The following is a 19,617-nucleotide window of genomic DNA, read 5'->3' on the forward strand; positions in this document are numbered from 1 at the left end:
GTTAAATGCGTGGCACGCGCTCAGTATCGAGCCTCGCCTCGGCTTGTCCGAGGGGTGAAGCTTTGGCGGATTTCTTTAACCGGGCAATACGCTGCGAGATATCCTCAAGCGTGAAGTGGGTTGCGCTGGCAGGAATCCATAGCCGTGCCGCGCTGCATGTTAGCAACGGAAAGCGCACTGATTCGCCATAACGGTTGTTGGCTTCAATATAGCCGCGTGCGCGGGTATCAGCATCGTACAGGCTTTGCGCCTCATGCTTAAACTGATCGAGCAGGGCGGAAATCTGCTGTTGGACTTCCTCAGGATCAGATGCCCGCAAGCCGGCAAAGAAGTCATCCCCGCCGATATGCCCGATGAAGCAGGAGTCACTCGGCAGCAGTTTACGCAGCAGATCGGCAAAGAGCACGATGGCACGGTCGCCAGTGCGAAAGCCATAGGTGTCATTGAACGGCTTAAAGTTGTCGAAATCAAAATACACCAGGCAAGCGTCCTGACAGGAATCTGCGAGTACCTGCTGGACATACTCGATGATGGTGTTGTTGCCCGGCAGTCGTGTCAACGGATTTTGATCGCGCGCGGCCGCCAGGTTCTTACTATCGACAATTTGCAGCAGCGCCGCCTGGGAGATGAAGCCGGCATAGGCGAAATTCTCAGTCATGATGATGCCGGGCGGGCTGTCGGCGGCAGTATAGGCCTCAAGCAGACGCTCGGCGGAACTGTTGATGTCGATGCTGGGGCAGGGCGTGAGAAAATCCGTAAGCTGCTTACGATAGGCGCTGTTGGACAGCAATTCACGGCCATAGCTCGAGTAGATGTAGCGCTTGAGGTGTTTTTCGCACACCAGCCCGAGAGGCTTGCCGGTGTGTTCCAGCACCGGGAAGAAGCTGTATTCGCTGTGGTGTTTGAACAAGTCGAAGACCGCGCGCATATCGTCGTCCTGGTGTAAGCTTGGCAGCTGCTTGATGCGTGTGCGAATCAGGTCTGCGTCACTGTCGGATTGGCGTCGCGATGGGCCGACCGTCTGGGCGACCCTGTGGTAAGTGCTGTCAAGGTGCGAGAGCTCGAGGCTGGGACGGGCAATGAAATAGCCCTGGACAAGATCACAACCGATATCCCGGCAGGCGGTGAGTTCATCAGCCGTTTCCACGCCCTCAGCCACCACCTGAACGCCCAGGGTATGCGCGAGATGGACAGCGTTCTCGACGAACAGCCGTCGCTTATGGTCGTGGGCCACTGAGGAAATAAAGAAGCGGTCAATTTTGATCAAATCTGGCGGAAACTCATACAGCAGCTTCAGGCCCGAGTAGCCGGTACCAAAATCATCAATCGCGAACAGGAACCCTTGCTGGCGCAGGCGCTCCATGGCCCGCAGGGCCTCGGGCTGGGCGGTCAGATCATGCACTTCGGTCAGCTCGAAGCCGAGGTTGGCGATGGAAAGCCCGTGACGCTTCAGACTGTCGGCGGTCATGTCGCCCCAGCGGGGATCTCTGATCAGACTGCGCGAGTCGAGATTGAACAGTACACGCGCCTGACCGATGTTAGGAATACGCGCAAAGCTGGCGATCGCCTTGTCGCGCAGCCGGCTCTCAAACTTAAGCAGGCTACCAACGGCGTCAAGGCTGGCAAAGAGTTGTTCGACGCTGGTGAAGTCGATCCGCTCTAGCCCGCGCAGCAGTGCCTCGAAGCCAAAGACGGCACCGGTGTGAATGTTAACAATGGGCTGAAAGGCATACTCCAGCCTCTCGTCCAGCGCCGCCACGGAGAAGCCGTTGAGGGGCGGTGAGAAATCCGGCGGGTAGTGCATCTGGATGCCTGGCGGGCGTGCGATTTGAATGTTCATGAATGCGCTCCTGTTTCGCTTGAATCATGCCAGAATCGTATGCCTGCGACCAAGATGAATACGGTAGCCAGTATAGAAATTTGCAAGTTTTTTGTGACACGTCAAGTGGTCGCAAAAAAACAGATTCCCGTCATCAAACGGCCATCAAATTGTCATCAAAACACTGTAGCTTGTTGCGGTTAATCCACAATCTACCGCTTCGCGCCAAGGGTCAAAATGCCCACAACAACTTCCACCACGCCGCTTAGAACATGGGGTGACCGCGTCGATCAGAAGGTTTTCGATGCGATCTACTCGCGCGCCCTGGTCTACAACACCTGTTGGGAGGATCCGGGCGTAGACCGCCAGGCACTGAACATTGAGACCAGTGACCATCTGCTGGTGATCACCAGCGCCGGTTGTAATGTGCTGGATTACGCGCTCGTCGGCCCGGCGTGCATTCATGCCGTTGATGCCAATCCGCGCCAGAATGCACTGCTTGAGCTGAAGCTCGCCGCCATTCGCCGACTGGAATTCGAAGACTTTTTTGCCGCCTTCGGCCAGGGGCATCATCCGCGCATGCAGTGGCTGTACCATCATGAACTGCGCCCAGCACTGAGCGAGTTTGCGCGCACGTTCTGGGATAAGCGCATCGGCTGGTTTGGTCATGCGCGCGGGAGTTTTTATTTCCACGGTCTCTCTGGCACTGTGGCAAGCGCCTTCCATGCCTATCTGCGGTTGCGCCCGCGTCTGGCGACGAGTATTCATGAGCTGTTCGACACTCGCTCCCTGGATGAGCAGCGCCATATCTACGATACCCAGGTCGATCCCCTGATCTGGACCCAGGGAATGAACTGGATATTGTCGCGGCAACTGACCATGAGTATGCTCGGAGTGCCGCATCCGCAGCGCAAGGAGGTGCAACAGCAGCACGACTGTGGTGTGGCCGGTTTTGTGCGTGACGCCATCGGCTATGTTTTTCGCCAGCTACCGGTGTGGACCAATTATTTCTGGATGGTCTATATTCGGGGGCGCTACACGGAACACTGTTGTCCGGAGTATTTAAAGCCTGACAACTTCACACGGCTTAAAGCCGGTGCGGCTGATTGCATTGCGTTGCACACTTGCACGGTGACGGATTTTCTCAAGCACCATGAGCAGCCGATCTCCAAATATGTGTTACTGGATCACATGGATTGGATGAGCTCTTACCAGCCTGAGGCGCTGGCTGATGAGTGGCGCTGGATTTTAGCTCGTGCCCGCACCGATGCTCGCATCATCTTCCGCAGCGCACATGCTGCACCGCGTTACCTGGAATCTCTGGAGCTGGGGCCGGAGCGCAGCCGGTTAAGCGATCGCTTGCACTTCCGTCCCGAGCTGGCCGCCCACCTGCAAGCACAGGATCGGGTGCATACCTACGCTGGTTTTCATATTGCCGATGTCCGTGCCTAAGTCCAAACCGGCCAGGGTGCCGGGCGGCCGTCTGGGCCGTGATCTGCGCATTCTGTTGCATCTGCTGCGCGGCCAGCCCAAGGACGGCGATCAGCAGGCGCGCCTGGAGGCTTTTTATGCGCCCCAGGCGGGTCACTACGACGCCTTCCGCGACCGGCTGTTACATGGACGCGAGCAGCTGATCAGCGATCTGCAGGCTAGGTTGCCGCAGACGGGTGCTCATGTCATTGAACTCGGCGGTGGTACCGGGCGCAATTTGGAGTTCTTTGGGCCGCAGTTGGAGTCCTTTAGCCAGGTGACGCTGGTTGATCTGTGCCCGGCCTTGCTCGAACAGGCCCGGCAAAAATTTGCAGGCCGCCCGCAGGTGCGCATCATTGAGGCCGATGCCACTCGTTGGCAGCCGCAGCAACCGGCCGATGCCGTCTATTGCGCCTACTCGCTGACCATGATGCCCGATTGGCGCGCAGCCCTGGACAACGCCATCACCATGCTCAAACCCGGTGGCATCCTTGGGGTAGTGGATTTTTATGTCTCAGCGGCCAGACCACCCAGTGATCAAGTGCGCCACAGCGCTCTGGCACGCTGGTTCTGGCCGCATTGGTTTGCGCACGATGGTGTGCATCCGACCCCTGAGCACCTCGCCGCTCTGCGGGCGCGTTTTCCCGAGCATCAGTTCAGCGAAGCACGCGCGCCCGTGCCCTATCTGCCCGGATTCTCGGTGCCCTACTATTGCTTTATTGGGCGTCGGGTTTGAGCGCCAACTTTAAGCATCACTGTTCACTCGCGTCTGCGGCTCATCAATCAACCCATCCGTTGTCAACCTCAGGGTGCGCTGCGCCTTGGCGGCGGCGATTCGGGAGTGCGTGACCAGAAGGGTGATGGCGCCAGCGGCCTGGGTGCGCTCGAATAATAGCTCCAGCACCTGACCGGCTCGCTCCGGGTCCAGGTTGCCGGTAGGCTCGTCGCACAGCACCAGTGCCGGCTCATGCACCAGGGCGCGGGCAATGGCGACGCGTTGCATCTCGCCGCCGGAGAGGTGGCGCGGCCAGTCGTGGACCCGGTCCCCCAGTCCCACCCGTTTCAGCATCGCCTGGGCGCGCGTGCGCGCGACCCGGTCGCTTTGTTTCAGTAGCCACAGCGGCAGAGCGACGTTCTGTAATAAGGTCAGATGCGGCAGCAGATGAAAGGCCTGAAAGACGAAACCAAACTGGCGCTTGCGCAGGTCGGCGAAGCGGTCATCATCCAGCGCGGTTAGCTCATCGGGGCCGAGGGTGATGCGGCCGTGATCGACGCGCTCCAGACCGGCGATGCAGTTGAGCAGGGTTGATTTGCCTACGCCTGATTCACCCACCAGAGCGACGGATTGACCGGGTTCCAGCCGCAGAGAGACGCCTTGGAACAGTGGGTGCCCAAGCCGGGGGTCGAAGGCCTTGGTGAGTTGATCGAGGCTGAGGGTCATGGCGTTGTGCAGGGTTCCAGGTGGTTTCGGGTCAGATGGTCAGATGATCGGGTGGGAGGTTGGGGGCCGATGTCGCTATCCGTACAGCCCGCAGCGGCTTTGTCGGCTCTGCTACCTGTGGCAACAGGTCGCACCGAGCGCTTTAAATGTAATTAAATCAACTGCTTAAATTCGATTTGTAAACTGGCACAGCCATTGCTTTATCCCTGTCGAGACTGTCATACAACGGCCCTGCGGGGCGAGCAACCGGGAGAAAGCAAAATGGCATTACGGCAATGTGCAATCTATGGTAAGGGTGGTATCGGTAAGTCAACGACCACTCAGAATCTGGTCGCGGGCCTGGCCGAACTGGGTAAGAAGGTAATGATCGTGGGTTGCGATCCCAAGGCCGACTCGACCCGTCTGATTCTGCACTCCAAGGCCCAGGACACCATCATGCAGATGGCAGCTGATGCTGGCTCAGTCGAGGATCTGGAGCTTGAGGATGTGTTGGCGACCGGTTATGCCGGGATCAAATGCGTCGAGTCCGGTGGTCCGGAGCCGGGTGTGGGCTGCGCTGGTCGTGGTGTTATCACCGCAATCAACTTCCTGGAAGAGGAAGGCGCTTACGAGGAAGATCTGGACTTCGTATTTTACGACGTACTCGGTGACGTGGTCTGCGGTGGCTTTGCTATGCCAATTCGCGAGAACAAGGCCCAGGAGATCTACATTGTTGTCTCCGGCGAAATGATGGCCATGTACGCGGCAAACAACATCGCCAAGGGTATCTGCAAGTACGCCAAATCCGGCAGTGTGCGTCTCGCCGGTCTGATTTGCAACAGCCGTAACACCGACCGCGAAGATGAGCTGATCGAGGCATTGGCGGCCAAGCTGGGTACGCAGATGATCCATTTCGTTCCGCGTGACAATGTGGTGCAGCGGGCTGAGATTCGTCGCATGACCGTCATCGAGTACGACCCCCAGGCCAAGCAGGCCGATGAGTACCGTTCGCTGGCGAAGAAAGTCATCGAGAACAAGATGTTTGTTATTCCGACACCTTGCACCATGGATGAACTTGAAGACCTGCTGATGGAATTCGGCATCCTGGACGAAGAAGACGAAAGCATCGTCGGCAAGACCGCTGCCGAAGAACAGGCTGTTGCCGCCTGAGTGCGGACCTGATCTCGACATCCCTCATTTCCTTATCTGATCGCGTGACCGTCTGCAAATGAGCGGCGGCGCCATCAAGAGGTAACGCCAACATGGCAAAGATGACCCAAGAAGAGACCCAGGCCCTGATTCAGGAAGTCCTGGAAGTGTATCCGGAGAAGGCCAAGAAAGATCGCGCCAAGCATCTGGCCGCCAATGACCAGAGCGTGGAGCAGTCCAAGAAGTGCATCACCTCCAACCGTAAGTCCCAGCCCGGCGTTATGACCGTGCGCGGCTGCGCCTACGCCGGCTCGCGTGGTGTGGTCTGGGGTCCGGTCAAGGACATGGTGCATATTTCCCACGGACCGGTCGGCTGCGGTCAGTATTCACGTGCGGGACGACGCAATTATTATGTCGGCCACACCGGCGTCGATACCTTCGGCACCATGAATTTCACCTCGGACTTCCAGGAAAAGGACATTGTTTTCGGTGGTGACAAAAAGCTCGACAAGCTGATCGACGAGATCAATGAGCTGTTTCCGCTGGTCAAGGGCATTTCCGTGCAGTCTGAGTGCCCGATTGGTCTGATTGGCGATGACATCGAAGCGGTGTCGAAGAAAAAGACCAAGGAACTCGAGAAGCCGGTGGTGCCGGTGCGTTGCGAGGGCTTCCGGGGCGTCTCGCAGTCGCTGGGGCATCATATTGCCAATGATGCGTTGCGCGATTGGGTGTTGTCGAATCGTGATGGTGACAACAGTTTTGAGTCCACGCCCTATGATGTCGCCATTCTGGGGGATTACAACATCGGTGGTGATGCTTGGTCCTCGCGCATCCTGCTCGAAGAGATGGGCCTGCGCGTGGTAGCCATGTGGTCAGGTGATGGCACCCTGCCGGAAATGGAGCTGACCTCCAAGGTGAAGCTCAATCTGGTGCACTGCTATCGCTCGATTAACTACATCACCCGGCACATGGAAGAGAAATACGGGATTCCCTGGATGGAATACAACCTGTTCGGGCCGACCAAGATCGCCGAATCTCTGCGCGCCATTGCTGCACGCTTCGATGAGACCATCCAGGCCAATGCCGAGAAAGTCATTGCCAAATACCAGGCTGAGTACGAGGCGGTGGTGGCCAAGTACAAGCCACGTCTGGAAGGCAAGAAGGTCATGCTCTATGTCGGCGGCTTGCGTCCGCGCCATATCATCGGGGCCTACGAGGACCTGGGCATGGAAGTGGTTGGCACCGGCTATGAGTTCGCGCATAACGACGATTATGACCGCACGATGAAGGAAATGGGTAATGCCACCCTGCTGTATGACGATGTCACCGGCTATGAGCTGGAGGAGTTCGTCAAGCGCCTGAAGCCCGACCTGATCGGCTCCGGCATCAAGGAAAAGTATGTGTTCCAGAAGATGGGCGTGCCTTTCCGCCAGATGCACTCCTGGGATTACTCCGGTCCTTATCACGGCTATGACGGCTTCGCTATCTTTGCCCGCGATATGGATATGACCATCAACAATCCTTGTTGGAACCGGATGCAGGCCCCTTGGCTGCAAAGCAGCGAGTCATCTGCTGCACAACAGGCCGCTGCCTGATCCTCTGTGATTGACGGAGGGCGTGTCAGCCCTCCGCCACCCGATTGCCGCAACGAACCCGGAGCCGCTCTGATGGGCGGCGCCTTCAGACTCACTTTGCCCTGTGTCCGCGAATGGGCGGCAGGGGCCGGAGTACACTCATGAGCCAGACTGTCGAAAAAATTAAGCCCTGTTATCCCCTGTTCTGTGATGAAGACTATCAGGACAGCTTTAAGAACAAGCGCGAGCAGTTCGAGGAAGCCCATTCGATCGATAAGGTCGAGGAAGTCTTTCAGTGGACCACCACCCAGGAGTACCAGGACAAGAACTTTGCCCGCGAGGCCCTGACCATTGATCCGGCTAAAGCCTGTCAGCCGCTGGGCGCGGTGCTCTGTTCACTGGGTTTTGAGAAGACCTTGCCCTATGTGCATGGCTCTCAGGGCTGCGTGGCCTACTTCCGCACCTATTTCAATCGTCATTTCAAGGAGCCGATTGCCTGTGTGTCGGACTCCATGACCGAAGATGCGGCGGTATTCGGCGGCCATAAGAACATGTACGAAGGTCTGGAGAACGCCAAGGCGCTCTACAAGCCCGAGATGATCATGGTCTCCACTACCTGCATGGCCGAGGTCATCGGTGACGATCTCAATGCCTTCATCGGCAATGCCAAGAAAGAAGGCCATATTCCGCCCGAGTTCCCCACGCCGTTCGCTCATACCCCGAGCTTTGTCGGCAGCCACACCACTGGCTGGGACAACATGTTCGAGGGCGTGCAGCGCTATTTCACTGTCAACGACATGGAAGGCAAAGAGGTCGGCAGCAACGGCAAAATCAATCTGGTGCCGGGCTTTGAGACCTATCTGGGTAATTACCGCGTCATGCACCGCATGATGAAGGAAATGGGGGTTGACTACAGTCTGCTGTGTGACCCGACCGAGGTGCTTGACACTCCGGCCGATGGTGAATACCGCATGTATGCCGGTGGCACCACCATTGACGAGATCAAAGACGCCCCCAACGCCATTGACACCCTGCTGTTGCAGCCTTGGCAGTTGACTAAGACGAAGAAATTCGTTGACATCACCTGGAAGCAGCCATGCAATGCCATCAATATTCCGATGGGATTGGAATGGACTGATGATTTTCTGATGAAAGTCTCAGAGCTGTCTGGCAAGCCGATTCCTGATAGCCTGGCCAAGGAGCGTGGTCGCCTGGTCGACATGATGACCGACAGCCATGCCTGGCTGCATGGCAAGAAATTCGCTCTTTATGGCGATGCCGACTTTGTCATGGGACTGACCAATTTCCTGCTTGAACTTGGCGCCGAGCCGACCCATGTGCTCTGTCACCATGCTAACAAGCGTTGGAAAAAGGCCATGGAGAAAATGCTCGCTGCTTCGCCCTATGGTCAGCAGGCGACTGTTTACATGAACAAGGATCTGTGGCACCTGCGCTCGCTGTGCTTCACCGACAAGCCGGACTTCCTGATCGGGAACAGCTACGGTAAGTTCATTCAGCGCGACACCCTGCACAAGGGTAAGGAATTCGAGGTGCCCCTGATTCGCCTTGGCTTCCCGATCTTTGATCGCCACCATCTGCATCGCATGACCACTCTGGGCTACGAAGGTGCCATGTACATCCTCACCACCCTGGTCAACTCCGTGCTGGAGCGTCTTGATGAGGAGACGCGCGTCATGGCCAAGACTGACTTTAACTACGACTTGATTCGTTAAGACGGCGCGGCTGTCGGTGCTTCTGAGCGACCGGCAGCTGCTCTCGCCCTTGAGGATGCTTGCATGCCCAATGTGATGATTCGTCGTCGAGACGATGGCAACCTGCTGTTCTATGTCGCCAAGAAAGACATGGAGGAAACCATTGCCAGCGTCGAAACCGACACTGCCGACACCTGGGGTGGAGAAGTGGCTCTGACCGATGGTTCGCGCTGGTACATCGACCCCATCAGCCCACCCCCCAGCTTTCCAACCACCCTGAGATTCAAGCGCGCGGATTAACGGCGCTTGGCCTGAAACAGGAGATGAACCTATGGCTTATCAAATAACCAAAGACCTGTGCACGGCTTGCGGCGACTGCGAGCCAGTCTGCCCCACCAATTCGATCGCCCCGGCGAAGGGCATCTATACAATTGATACCGCCACTTGTAACGAATGCGACGGCGAATCCGATATGCCCCAGTGCATTGACGCCTGCATGGAAGACGGCTGCATCGTGCCCGCCTGAGACGTGACTGCAACGGGGGCGGAAAGTCCGCCCCTGTTGCTGCGCTGACCGATCCGAATTCTCACCATTGAGCCCCCGAGAAGATCATGACCACCGACGCCCTGTCAGAGGATATCGCCCTGCGCATCGGTCTTGCCGCCCGTGCGCTTCCGGACACCAGCCCCGCGCGACTGCTCGGCGTGCTGGCCGACTGTATCGGTCTGCCGCCCAGCGCTGACAAGCTTGACGGGCTGAGCGTGAAGGATTTGCGCACTGGCGCTAGCGGCGAGTTCGCGGATTTCGACACCTCGGTCATCAAGACCGCGCTGGCCTATCTGAAAGGCACCGCCAATCTCGACACCTTGCCGCCGCCGGAGCCAGAAACTCCGCTGCTGACTGCCGAGGGCCAGGATCCGGAAGGGCTCATCCGGGTCGCCATTGCTTCCAACAGCGGCGAGTTGCTTGATGGGCATTTCGGCGCCTGCCAGCGCTTTTTGGTGTATCAGGTCGGCGTTGATCAAGCGCGCCTGATCGACTGCCGCGAGATTGACGACCGTCAGGCCCAGGATGACAAAAACGGCTATCGCGCCAGTCTGATCGCCGATTGCCAGCTGCTCTATGTGGTCTCCATCGGCGGCCCAGCGGCGGCCAAGGTGGTCAAGCACGATATTCATCCGATCAAGGTGCCCGATGGCGGGGCGGCCCCGGCACTCATTGCTGATTTGCAGGCGGTCATCGCCGATAAAACCCCACCCTGGCTAGCCAAAATCATGGGTCAGCCGGCCGAGAGGCGGGTTCGTTTTGCTCAGGAAGCCGTTGCAGAATGATTCCCGTTGAACGAATCGACCAGATCGTCACCATCGTCGAGCGTGCCGGTCTCAACCCCCAAACCCTCGGTGCGCTGCGCGACGCCCTGCCCGAGCTGCACTTCACCCAGTGTTTGGATGATGAAGTGGGCAGTCAGCCTCCTGTGCGCACCGCCCAAGGCTTCAATCTGTACCTGGTGGAGGGCAGCAGCGGCCACTGCCTGCGCATGACCGACAACCCGGACCATGCCACCGGAGTAGTGCTGGCTGAGACCGATGCCGAGGACGCGGATAACGCATGATCCCCGCGACGCCGCAGGCAAAACAAGGTATGATCGCGCTGCAAATCGCTTGATTCACCATACATTTGCTTGCTGCTTATTAACTGGGGGTAGATGAAATGTACGCAAAAGATTACATGCGCGAGGATCCCATTACGGTCTTCGTGGATGATGACTTGTCCACTGCCATTGATCTCATCGTGGAACGGCATCAAGCCGACCTGTGGGTGGTGGATCGGGATTTTCGCTTTATCGGCGAAATTCGCGCGCTGCAATTTGCCAAAATGCTGGTGCCAGTGACTGTGGGTAGTCAGTATGAAATTGACAGCACCATCAGTAATGACGAAAGCATTGCCGAATCCCTGGAAGACGCCAAGCAGCGTTTGAAGCCCTTCCTGGAGCGCAAAGTCAGGGATTATGTGGATCATGAAGTGCCGGTGGTGCGCCCAGATCTGCCGATCTCCTCATCCCTGATGCTGCTGCGCGGCGGCCTGGTGCGCATGCCCGTCGTCGATGCCCAAAGCAGTCGTCTGCTCGGTACCCTGTCCATGCTCACCATTCTCGCCAAGCTGCAAAACTAGTTTTGGCAGGCGCGCGCCTCGCTCCTGCAACTGGCACAACATGCTGGCAGGAGCATGAACGCGCGCTGGTTCACTGCGTTGCGCTGGTTCGCGAGCGCGGCAAACCATCATCATGCTACTGCTGGCCTTAGGGCTGGCGATGTCTTGGGACTTGACACTTAGTCAACCGCCTGACGCAGGCGCTCGATGATGGCTTCTGCCGAGGAAAATTTGGCTTGGATAGCGTCAAGGGACTGCCGAAGTTGTGCATTGCTGAGCGTGCTCGCTGCTTGTTTGTCGCGATGCGAGCGTGTTCGTCGCGGTTCACCGTAGACAATCCAGTAGCAATTCTGCAATCGTTCCTGCCATGCATCGCCAATTGTCCATTGCACGGCGTATAGGTTTCTGCCGCTTTTCTGCCAGGTTTCCTGTGCGGTGATCAGGCTGATATCCAACATGGCTGAAATGAACAACACATTTGGTTCAGCCAGACCGCGCTTGCGCTCACCGGCGTTGAAATAGACCTTGATGGCGTCAAGGTCCAGTTGACACTCAAGGCGCTCGAGCATCGTCGCAGTTTGATTGATGTCGGCCGGAAGTGACAGATAGCCAATATCTTCCTGTTGATCCCAATCGTGCTGCTCATTATGCCAGGCAATTTGACAGGCGAGATTATACGCCTGGTGGCCATGGGTAAAGAGGCAAAAACCGTCCAGCGGTATGTAACTGAGCGTAAAACGCAGCGTTTGAGCGCGCAGCTGAACGGAGGAGGGCGCGGCCAGTCCCGGCCCGGTGTGTTGAGACAGCTGTAAGAAGGTCAGGATCGCATGCCAGTTGAAGTCAGCGGTCAAATTCGGCTGCTGGCAGAACTTCAGGTGGATTTCTTCGCCGCAGACCGCGCAATGATGGATGCATTCCTCTTCCGGATTTGCCTGCACACTGTGACCGCAGCTGCGGCAAACCACATAGATGCTGCGATCAACGGCGTTTCCTTTGAGACTATTGTCGTACTGTCTCCGGCTGGCCTTGTCACCGAGGATTCGGTAGGCCTCGTTGATCAGGATCATTTTTCTGGCAGCGACGGCTTGCAAGTCTGCTCCCAGGTACGCCACCTTGTCTGGGTGATACTCCTTGCACTTGAGCTTATAGGCGGAGCGGATGTCAGAAGCTCCAGCCGATGGCTCGATGTCCAGTAAATGGTAATAGTTGTTCATGAGCCGGAGATCCTACGCGCCTTGGGTAGTCCCATATGGCTAGCAGTTTTGTTAGCCGCTCGGTAACTTACACGCCTGAGTTTAATCTAAAACTCATGTATGCGGGCAAAGATTTAGCGCCAATTGAGTCAGCGCCTGTAGGTTTACGCAGCCAGGATTGTCTGGCTGCGTAAATCCGGAGAGTGCCGTGACTTAGGTCACGCTAGCTTAGGTCTAGCTTAGATGACGCTATAGGTCACAGTCACGCCGGCCATGATGATGGCGACAATGCTCATCAGCTTGATGAGAATGTTCAGGCTGGGTCCCGAGGTATCCTTAAAGGGATCGCCCACGGTGTCACCGATAACGGCGGCGCGATGGGCGCGCGAGTTCTTGCCGCCATGGTGTCCGACTTCAATGAACTTCTTCGCGTTATCCCAGGCGCCGCCAGAATTGGCGAGAAACACCGCCAGTACAAAGCCGCTGGACAGCCCGCCGATCAGCAGGCCGATGACGCCGGCAACGCCAAGCAACAGGCCCATAGCAATCGGTGCTGAGACCGCGATGATGGCCGGCAGAATCATCTCCCGCTGCGCGCCGACGGTAGAGATGGCCACACAACGCTCGTAATCCGGCTGTGAGGTGCCCTTCAGAATGCCTGGATCCTCACGGAACTGTCGGCGCACTTCCTCGACCATGAGCACCGCAGCCCGGCCGACGGCCTGCACCGTCAGCCCGCTAAAGGCGAAAGCGACCATGGCACCGACCAGGATCGACACCAGCACGATTGGGTTGAGCAGGGTGACGTTGTAGTAGCTCATGAAATCGATCAGGCTCGCCTCAGCGGTGGGGATGCTGATGCCGTGACTCCATTGCAGCACCTCGGTGCCGGATTTGATGAGTTCGATGCGAATCATCTCGATATAGGAGGCAATCAGCGCCAAAGCCGTGAGCGCGGCGGAGCCGATGGCGAACCCCTTGCCAGTTGCCGCTGTGGTGTTGCCCAACGCGTCGAGTGCATCGGTGCGGGTGCGAACCTCAGCACCCAGACCGCTCATCTCGGCATTGCCGCCGGCATTGTCAGCAATCGGGCCATAGGCATCGCTGGCTAGGGTAATGCCCAGCGTGGAGAGCATGCCTACCGCCGCAATGGCCACACCATAGAGGCCGTGATTCATCTGGCTGACATCAAAGCCCGAGGCGAACAGGAAGGCGAGCAGGGTGCCGATGCCAACGGCGAGCACCGGAATGGCAGTCGAGATCATGCCAACGCCGATGCCGGCGATAATGGCCGTTGCCGGTCCGCCCTCGGCTTGATTGGCAATCAAGCGGGTCGGAGCATAGCTGGGCGAGGTGTAATACTCGGTTGAGCGTCCCACGATCATGCCGGTGACCAAGCCGGCGACCATGGCGCCCCAAACGCCCCACAGATTCGGAATGCCAAGTAACCACAGCACCAGCACCGCCGCAACCACAATCATGGCGGCACTGGCGTTAATGCCTCGCGCCAGCGATTCAAGCAAATCCTTCTGAGTCGCGTCTTCGCGGGTTTTGACCAGATAGACGCCGACAATGGACAGCAAAATGCCGATGCCAGCCAGTACCATGGGAGCCACCACCGCCTTGATTTGCAGTGTCGGCTCAGTAATGTAGGCCGCCGCGCCCAGTGCACTTGCAGCCAGCACCGCGCCACAGTAGGACTCAAACAGATCGGCGCCCATGCCGGCCACGTCGCCGACATTATCGCCAACATTATCCGCGATCACCGCCGGATTGCGCGGATCATCCTCAGGAATGCCGCTCTCGACCTTGCCGACCAGATCGGCCCCGACATCGGCGGCCTTGGTGAAGATGCCGCCGCCGACGCGGGCGAACATCGCTTGCAGCGAGGCGCCCATGCCAAAGGTCAGGATAGTGGTGGTAATCAGCACCATGCGGTGAGTGTCACCCGGCTCACCCGGAATCAGCAGGTTGGCTAGAATGAACCAGAACACGATATTGCCCAGGCCCAAGCCGACCACCACCAGGCCCATGACCGCGCCACTGCGGAAGGCAATGCGCAGGGCATTGGGCAGGGAATCGCGCGCCGCAGCGGCGGTGCGGGTGGAGGCTTGAGTGGCAGTGCGCATGCCAAAGTAGCCGGCCAGGGCGGAGAAGAAACCGCCGCAGACAAAGGTGACCGGCAGCCAGGTGCTCTGCACGCCAAACTGATAGGCCAGTACCGAGAAGACGGCGGTCAGGATGGCGAAGACCACAAACATGACCCTGTACTGCTGGCCGAGATAGGCCATGGCGCCACGGCGCACATGGGCACCGATCTCCTGCATGAGATCGTTGCCCTGATCCTGGGCAAACATTTCTCGGTAGAAGATCCACGCATACACCATCGCCGTGATAGCGGCAATGGGCGTGATCCAGAAGATAAATTCACTCACGATTGATACACCTCTTGAAGTCGCATAGATAAAAAATGGGGCCGGATTGCGCGCGCAGTTTTAATCGAGCGCCGAGAGCTGAGCGGAACGCCACCAGCTGCGATACTGCTCTTCGAGTGCGGCCTGATCGGGGAAGGGGTAATAGGCGAAGTCGTCCTGATCGCCGACATAAAAGCCCCCTTTTACCATGCGGTAGAGGACGCCTTCCTTGACCTGCTTGAGCACCAGTTTGCTGGCCTTGTCGGTGCGGTGGAGCAGTTCCTGGAGCACATCACGCAAGTGAGCAATGTTGGAATAGGGGATGTCATCGACTGAGCCGTTTTGCGGGTCATGGGCCAGATCACCCAGACGCAACTCGGAGAAGGCGATACGTGGCACATGCACGGGATGTTCGGGATTGGTGATCGATTTGGCAAAGTCCCGCGGCTTCAGGCGACTCGCGACCATCGGGCTGATGGGGCAAAACTCCTGATACAGATGCAGGGCCTGCTCGAGGTCGGGTTCGTAGTCACCCCGGGTGAGCGTCAGGGTCTTGCCGTCGTTGGTCACCAGATAGAGATTCCCCAGAGCGGAGACCGGAATCTGCGACAACACCTTATAGATAGCCAGATAGACAGAATTCTTGGGCTGACCATCGGGTTTTGGCACGCAGCGCTCATCAATCAGATGGAAGGGAAAGTCCGGCGAGCGAAAATCGGGATCGACCTCAAAAAAAATCGACTCCCCCTGTACATGCACCTGGGTGCCAACGGCGTAATAACTGCCAAAGTCCTCGGGTTTCAGCATCGACGCAATGAGCGCCTGTGGAATCAGGGACAAGTAAAGATGTTTTTCGCTCATGAGAATACCTCGGAACTACCTTAAGAAAGGGCCTCGGAACGGGCGCGCGTGACTAAAGCCGCTGGACTTGGCTTGGATCATGACTGATCGAGGGAGTAGGTGGGGCTGGGTGTGAGATCGCCAGGTCGCTCTGTTGACTGTCTGTTCGCCCGACAGTCAACAAATATACTGACCTGCCGCCACGACGGCAAGCGCCGTCGGGCGTGGGCTTCGTGCGGGGGAGGGCGGTTGCGGGGCCGTGGAGGAGTGGCGTCAGGCGGCTTGTTTGCGCTCGCCATATTCGGCTTTGGAGCCGGTTAAATCCCAGGCAAAGGTGCAGTCGAGATGGGAAAGCACCGAGATCATGCCGCTTTCGCCGTCTTCGATCATCACCGCCACCGGTGCCTTTTTGCTGAACTGCTTGTTGCCGCGCTTTACCCACAGGTTGCGCATTTCCGGATTGCGCGGGAAGTAGGTGTGCAGCGCCTCTTCGATGCGCAGCAGGTAGCCGAGTCGGCGGTTGACGGTGGGGTCGTCCGGAAAGGCTTCCTCATCGCGAAAGCGGGCCATCTGGCGTGCTTTCACGCTCGCCGGCAGGTGCAGGAGGTGCATGATGTCTTTCGCGCCCAGCCCCCAATTTTCGAGCAGGTGCATGGCGCGACGGGTCATGAGCTGGCGCTCATCAAGCGTTAGGGTAGTCATGGTCTCTATCCTGGGGTCTGCGGGTGGATGATAAGACCTATGATGGCGACTAAAACCCTAGTATGCAACTCGGATTTAGCGGCCCAAGCGGGTGATGCGCAATACCAGTGGAATTTTTCGCAGATGGCGCACAATACGCGCAAGATGACTTCGATCGCGCACCTTGATCTGGAAGTCGAGGATGGAGGCGCCGCCGGCTTTCTCGCGTGACTGGATATTGGCGATGTCGGAGCCGGCCTCGGCGATGGCCGTGGCCAAGCTGGCCAGGCCGCCACGGCGGTCTTCGACCTCCACGCGGATCTCGGTGATGAAATCCCCACTGGGCGCCTCGGCCCATTGCAGATCCACCCAGCGGCCGCGCTTGCTGTCATAGTCGCCCAGATTGCGGCACTCGGCCCGATGCACCACGATTCCCTTGCCGGGATTGAACAGGCCCGCAATGCGATCGCCCGGAATGGGCCGGCAGCAGCGTGGGAAGGTCATCACCATGCCCTCGGTACCCAGGATGGCCAACTGTTGCCTGGAAGTGGCATCGCTGTTGGCGGTGGCTGACGGCTCCGGAGCTTCGGCCTGCTCGTTGGTGGTGTCGGGATTGGCCAGGCGGCGGGCGACCAGCATGGGCATGCGGTTGCCAAGGCCGATATCAACAAACATTGCCTCAGCTGAACTGGCATCGGTTTGGCAGGCGTAGGCCTCAATGTGCTCAGCGCTGATGTCATCCAGGCTGAGCCCCAGGTTGGTCAGCTCGTTGTTGACCAGATCGCGCCCCAGGCGGGCGGCTTCGCGCTGCTGCATGTTTTTCAGGAAGCTGCGAATATGCGCGCGGGCCTTGCCGGTGACGACGAACTTTAGCCAGTGTGTTTTGGGTGTGGCGCTCGCCATGGTCGAGATCGAGACCGTCTGGCCGCTGCGCAGCACCGAATTGATGGGCACCGGGCGGCGGTCGATGACGGCATAGACGCCGGTGTTGCCGATGTCGGAGTGGATGGCATAGGCAAAGTCAATCGCGGTGGCACCACGCGGCAGCACTTTAATTTCCCCACCCGGAGTGAACACATAGACATCATCGGGAAAGAGATCGATCTTGACGTGCTCAAGGAATTCGCGCGGATTGCCCGAGTCGCGCTGTAATTCCAGCAGGTTTTGTAGCCAGTCATTGGCCAGGGTGGGGGTGTTGCCCGGCTCGCCGCCGTTTTTGTACAGCCAGTGCGAGGCAACGCCTGATTCCGCTACCCGGTGCATGTCGGTGCTGCGGATCTGGATTTCAATTTTGATTCCCTGGGGGCCGAACAGCACGGTATGCAGGGATTGATAGCTGTTCGACTTGGGGATGGCAATATAGTCCTTGAAGCGCCCCGGCACCGGTTTGTACAGGTTATGCACCTGACCCAGCACCCGGTAGCAGGTGTCGATGGAATCGACAATCACCCGAAACGCATAGACATCGACCAGATCCCGAAAGGATTTGCCCTCATCACGCATCTTGCAATAAATGCTGTAGAGGTGCTTTTCGCGCCCTCTCACCTCGGCGGCAATGCCCTGTTGCTCCAGGCGCTGGCGGATGGCGTTCTCGACGCTGGCAATCATTTCATGATGACCGCAGCGCACCTTTTGCACCGCATTGTTAAGCACAAAATGCCGCCAAGGCCACAGATGGCTGAAGCCAAATTCCTCCAGCGCCAGACGGATGCTGTTGATGCCCAGGCGGTTGGCGATAGGGGCGTAGATGTCCAGGGTTTCGCGTGATTTGCGCCGGCGCTTGTGCGGGGGCATCACCCCCATGGTGCGCATGTTGTGCAGCCGATCAGCAAGTTTGATCAGGATGACGCGAATATCCCGTGCCATGGCCAGCATCATTTTGCTGAAATTAGCCGCTTCCTTCTCAGCTGCGGTCTTGAATTTGATCTGGGTGAGCTTGCTGACGCCATCGACCAGTTCGGCGATTTCATCATCGAACACCTCGGCGACCTGTTCCTTGGTGATGCCGGTGTCTTCGACCACATCATGCATGATGGCTGCCATCAGACACTTATAATCCATGTGCATGTCGGCCAGGATGCGCGCCACCGCGATGGGGTGGTAGATATAGGGTTCGCCACTGGTGCGCGACTGCCCTTCGTGGGCTTCGGCACTGAACAGATAGGCGCGGTAGATCTCACTGATCTGCTCGCGCGGCAGATAGCTCTCCAGTTGTTTGCACAGATCGCTGATCAGGAAGCGGGTGGCCGCTTTGGGTTTGGAGGCTGGGGGCTGGTCTGGCTTGGTCACGGATGGGGCCGCAGTCGCAACAATGGAGGGACTCCCAGCGACCACCCCGGCACAGTCAGCCGGGTCAGAGTCGTCTGGGGTGGCGAGGTCGCTGGCCGGAGCCGCGAGTGCGGGATTGTTCATCAGTCTTGCGCGAGAAACCTCGTCCTTCAGGGCGGGGAGGGATAGCGCACCGCACGCAGCGCGGTCAGGCGGCCCGTCTCGCTTCCTCCATTGTCGGTTTCGGTTGAAAAGCGTAGCCATAGCCATCGGCGCGTTGCAGCACCTGGCAATAGCGATGTGAAATGCCCTGAACGGTTCCGGTCTGGGTCTGGATGTTAAACGATCCGGTTCGGCGCACCGCCACACGCCCGACATGCGCGCCTGCCTGTTTGTTCTTGGGCACCTCGGCGCGCACCCAATCGCCAGTCTGGAAACCGTAGAGGCGCTTATGGCGGACGAGATAGCCGCGCGGAAAACCGTTGTTGAAGGTGCGCGTGCGGCTGTAGGTGCCGCGTCTGGTGGCCTTGATCGCCAGCACCGGGCGATTCCAGTCCTGTACCTGATCGACGGTGCCGACGCAGATGGCATCAAGGGCATGGGTCTTGGGGATATCTAGGCGCGTTCGGTTGTATTTCGTGCGCTCGCCCGAGACGGTCTCAACAGGAAGCCCCGTGGCCGTCAGCGCCTGGAACAGCGCCCAGCGCGTGGTATTAACAGCAGCGGCGTCCTTGAGCGGCGCTTTGGCTTGCGCCTTGATCGGCGCGAGCCGCTTAGGAGCGCGGGCCAGAAAGGTTCCGATGGGCTGACGGCCCTTGCGCTGATTGCAGGGTCGGCAGGCAAGCGTCAGGTTCGAGATCCGATCCGATCCGCCCCGGCTCCTGGGGTGGATGTGCTCGATCTCCAGCGGTACTTGCGTTGCGCC

General features: G+C 58.4%; 18 protein-coding genes. 10 read left to right on the forward strand and 8 right to left on the reverse strand.

Annotated features, from left to right (window positions below):
* Position 1 precedes the first annotated feature (1 nt).
* Positions 2–1,840 carry a bifunctional diguanylate cyclase/phosphodiesterase gene (locus tag CKO36_RS10700; RefSeq protein ID WP_200284049.1) on the reverse strand — a complete coding sequence of 613 codons (1,839 nt, stop codon included), beginning with the start codon at positions 1,838–1,840 and terminating at the stop codon, positions 2–4.
* Positions 1,841–2,056: 216 nt separating this feature from the next.
* On the opposite strand from CKO36_RS10700, the gene CKO36_RS10705 reads away from it, so the two are divergent.
* Both CKO36_RS10705 and CKO36_RS10710 read left to right on the forward strand, forming a co-directional pair.
* Entirely contained in the window at positions 2,057–3,271 is a 1,215-nt protein-coding gene (locus tag CKO36_RS10705; protein ID WP_200284050.1) for a BtaA family protein, read from the forward strand.
* Complete coding sequence (locus CKO36_RS10710) at positions 3,258–4,025, forward strand: class I SAM-dependent methyltransferase (protein ID WP_200284051.1); 768 nt, start codon at positions 3,258–3,260, stop codon at positions 4,023–4,025. The genes CKO36_RS10705 and CKO36_RS10710 overlap by 14 nt, the downstream gene beginning before the upstream one ends.
* A gap of 9 nt (positions 4,026–4,034) precedes the next feature.
* On the opposite strand, the gene CKO36_RS10715 is transcribed toward CKO36_RS10710, so the two are convergent.
* Complete coding sequence (locus tag CKO36_RS10715; protein WP_200284052.1) at positions 4,035–4,730, reverse strand: ABC transporter ATP-binding protein; 696 nt, start codon at positions 4,728–4,730, stop codon at positions 4,035–4,037.
* 261 nt (positions 4,731–4,991) lie between these two features.
* On the opposite strand from CKO36_RS10715, the gene nifH reads away from it, so the two are divergent.
* From nifH to CKO36_RS10755, 8 genes are all read left to right on the forward strand, one after another.
* On the forward strand, positions 4,992–5,879 hold the full coding sequence (nifH, locus tag CKO36_RS10720; protein ID WP_200284053.1) for a nitrogenase iron protein: 888 nt from the start codon (positions 4,992–4,994) through the stop codon (positions 5,877–5,879).
* Positions 5,880–5,971: 92 nt separating this feature from the next.
* Positions 5,972–7,453, forward strand: a complete 1,482-nt coding sequence (gene nifD / locus CKO36_RS10725) for a nitrogenase molybdenum-iron protein alpha chain (RefSeq protein ID WP_200284054.1) — start codon at positions 5,972–5,974, stop codon at positions 7,451–7,453.
* A 140-nt stretch (positions 7,454–7,593) separates the two neighbouring features.
* Positions 7,594–9,165 carry a nitrogenase molybdenum-iron protein subunit beta gene (nifK, locus tag CKO36_RS10730; protein ID WP_200284055.1) on the forward strand — a complete coding sequence of 524 codons (1,572 nt, stop codon included), beginning with the start codon at positions 7,594–7,596 and terminating at the stop codon, positions 9,163–9,165.
* Between the two features lie 63 nt (positions 9,166–9,228).
* Complete coding sequence (gene nifT / locus CKO36_RS10735) at positions 9,229–9,444, forward strand: putative nitrogen fixation protein NifT (RefSeq protein WP_200284056.1); 216 nt, start codon at positions 9,229–9,231, stop codon at positions 9,442–9,444.
* Between the two features lie 31 nt (positions 9,445–9,475).
* A complete protein-coding gene (locus tag CKO36_RS10740; RefSeq protein ID WP_200284057.1) occupies positions 9,476–9,670 on the forward strand; it encodes a 4Fe-4S binding protein in 195 nt (64 codons plus the stop codon).
* Between the two features lie 86 nt (positions 9,671–9,756).
* Positions 9,757–10,476 carry a dinitrogenase iron-molybdenum cofactor biosynthesis protein gene (locus CKO36_RS10745; RefSeq protein ID WP_200284058.1) on the forward strand — a complete coding sequence of 240 codons (720 nt, stop codon included), beginning with the start codon at positions 9,757–9,759 and terminating at the stop codon, positions 10,474–10,476.
* A complete protein-coding gene (locus CKO36_RS10750; RefSeq protein WP_200284059.1) occupies positions 10,473–10,757 on the forward strand; it encodes a DUF6129 family protein in 285 nt (94 codons plus the stop codon). Before CKO36_RS10745 ends, CKO36_RS10750 begins: the two co-directional genes overlap by 4 nt.
* 98 nt (positions 10,758–10,855) lie before the next feature.
* Positions 10,856–11,317 (forward strand): CBS domain-containing protein, encoded by a 462-nt coding sequence (locus tag CKO36_RS10755; protein ID WP_200284060.1) that lies wholly within the window; start codon positions 10,856–10,858, stop codon positions 11,315–11,317.
* 158 nt (positions 11,318–11,475) lie between these two features.
* Here the strand turns inward: CKO36_RS10755 and CKO36_RS10760 are convergent, their stop codons facing one another.
* The 6 genes from CKO36_RS10760 to CKO36_RS10785 form a co-directional block, all read right to left on the reverse strand.
* A complete protein-coding gene (locus CKO36_RS10760) occupies positions 11,476–12,510 on the reverse strand; it encodes a J domain-containing protein (RefSeq protein WP_200284061.1) in 1,035 nt (344 codons plus the stop codon).
* Between the two features lie 218 nt (positions 12,511–12,728).
* Positions 12,729–14,924 carry a sodium-translocating pyrophosphatase gene (locus tag CKO36_RS10765; RefSeq protein WP_200284062.1) on the reverse strand — a complete coding sequence of 732 codons (2,196 nt, stop codon included), beginning with the start codon at positions 14,922–14,924 and terminating at the stop codon, positions 12,729–12,731.
* A gap of 60 nt (positions 14,925–14,984) precedes the next feature.
* Positions 14,985–15,764, reverse strand: coding sequence for a hypothetical protein (locus CKO36_RS10770; RefSeq protein WP_200284063.1), 780 nt, complete (start codon positions 15,762–15,764; stop codon positions 14,985–14,987).
* Between the two features lie 252 nt (positions 15,765–16,016).
* Positions 16,017–16,445, reverse strand: coding sequence for a DUF2384 domain-containing protein (locus CKO36_RS10775; protein WP_200284064.1), 429 nt, complete (start codon positions 16,443–16,445; stop codon positions 16,017–16,019).
* A gap of 75 nt (positions 16,446–16,520) precedes the next feature.
* The gene (locus tag CKO36_RS10780) at positions 16,521–18,836 is read right to left on the reverse strand and encodes a RelA/SpoT family protein (protein WP_207161447.1); all 2,316 of its coding nucleotides are present in this window, start codon (positions 18,834–18,836) and stop codon (positions 16,521–16,523) included.
* Positions 18,837–18,900: 64 nt separating this feature from the next.
* On the reverse strand, positions 18,901–19,617 hold a 717-nt coding region (locus CKO36_RS10785; RefSeq protein WP_200284065.1), incomplete at its 5' end, for an HNH endonuclease.

It is taken from the genome of Rhabdochromatium marinum (genome assembly GCF_016583795.1).
Taxonomy (GTDB): Bacteria; Pseudomonadota; Gammaproteobacteria; order Chromatiales; family Chromatiaceae; genus Rhabdochromatium; species Rhabdochromatium marinum.

Excerpts from the sequence above, each read along its gene's own strand:
- CKO36_RS10750 (WP_200284059.1), top strand. The coding sequence starts at position 10,473 with ATGATTCCCGTTGAACGAATCGACCAGATCGTCACCATCGTCGAGCGT.
- nifD (WP_200284054.1), top strand. The coding sequence starts at position 5,972 with ATGGCAAAGATGACCCAAGAAGAGACCCAGGCCCTGATTCAGGAAGTC.
- CKO36_RS10710 (WP_200284051.1), top strand. The coding sequence starts at position 3,258 with ATGTCCGTGCCTAAGTCCAAACCGGCCAGGGTGCCGGGCGGCCGTCTG.
- CKO36_RS10775 (WP_200284064.1), bottom strand. The coding sequence starts at position 16,445 with ATGACTACCCTAACGCTTGATGAGCGCCAGCTCATGACCCGTCGCGCC.
- CKO36_RS10760 (WP_200284061.1), bottom strand. The coding sequence starts at position 12,510 with ATGAACAACTATTACCATTTACTGGACATCGAGCCATCGGCTGGAGCT.
- CKO36_RS10700 (WP_200284049.1), bottom strand. The coding sequence starts at position 1,840 with ATGAACATTCAAATCGCACGCCCGCCAGGCATCCAGATGCACTACCCG.
- CKO36_RS10770 (WP_200284063.1), bottom strand. The coding sequence starts at position 15,764 with ATGAGCGAAAAACATCTTTACTTGTCCCTGATTCCACAGGCGCTCATT.
- CKO36_RS10755 (WP_200284060.1), top strand. The coding sequence starts at position 10,856 with ATGTACGCAAAAGATTACATGCGCGAGGATCCCATTACGGTCTTCGTG.
- CKO36_RS10745 (WP_200284058.1), top strand. The coding sequence starts at position 9,757 with ATGACCACCGACGCCCTGTCAGAGGATATCGCCCTGCGCATCGGTCTT.
- CKO36_RS10780 (WP_207161447.1), bottom strand. The coding sequence starts at position 18,836 with ATGAACAATCCCGCACTCGCGGCTCCGGCCAGCGACCTCGCCACCCCA.
- nifH (WP_200284053.1), top strand. The coding sequence starts at position 4,992 with ATGGCATTACGGCAATGTGCAATCTATGGTAAGGGTGGTATCGGTAAG.
- CKO36_RS10705 (WP_200284050.1), top strand. The coding sequence starts at position 2,057 with ATGCCCACAACAACTTCCACCACGCCGCTTAGAACATGGGGTGACCGC.
- CKO36_RS10715 (WP_200284052.1), bottom strand. The coding sequence starts at position 4,730 with ATGACCCTCAGCCTCGATCAACTCACCAAGGCCTTCGACCCCCGGCTT.
- CKO36_RS10740 (WP_200284057.1), top strand. The coding sequence starts at position 9,476 with ATGGCTTATCAAATAACCAAAGACCTGTGCACGGCTTGCGGCGACTGC.
- nifK (WP_200284055.1), top strand. The coding sequence starts at position 7,594 with ATGAGCCAGACTGTCGAAAAAATTAAGCCCTGTTATCCCCTGTTCTGT.
- nifT (WP_200284056.1), top strand. The coding sequence starts at position 9,229 with ATGCCCAATGTGATGATTCGTCGTCGAGACGATGGCAACCTGCTGTTC.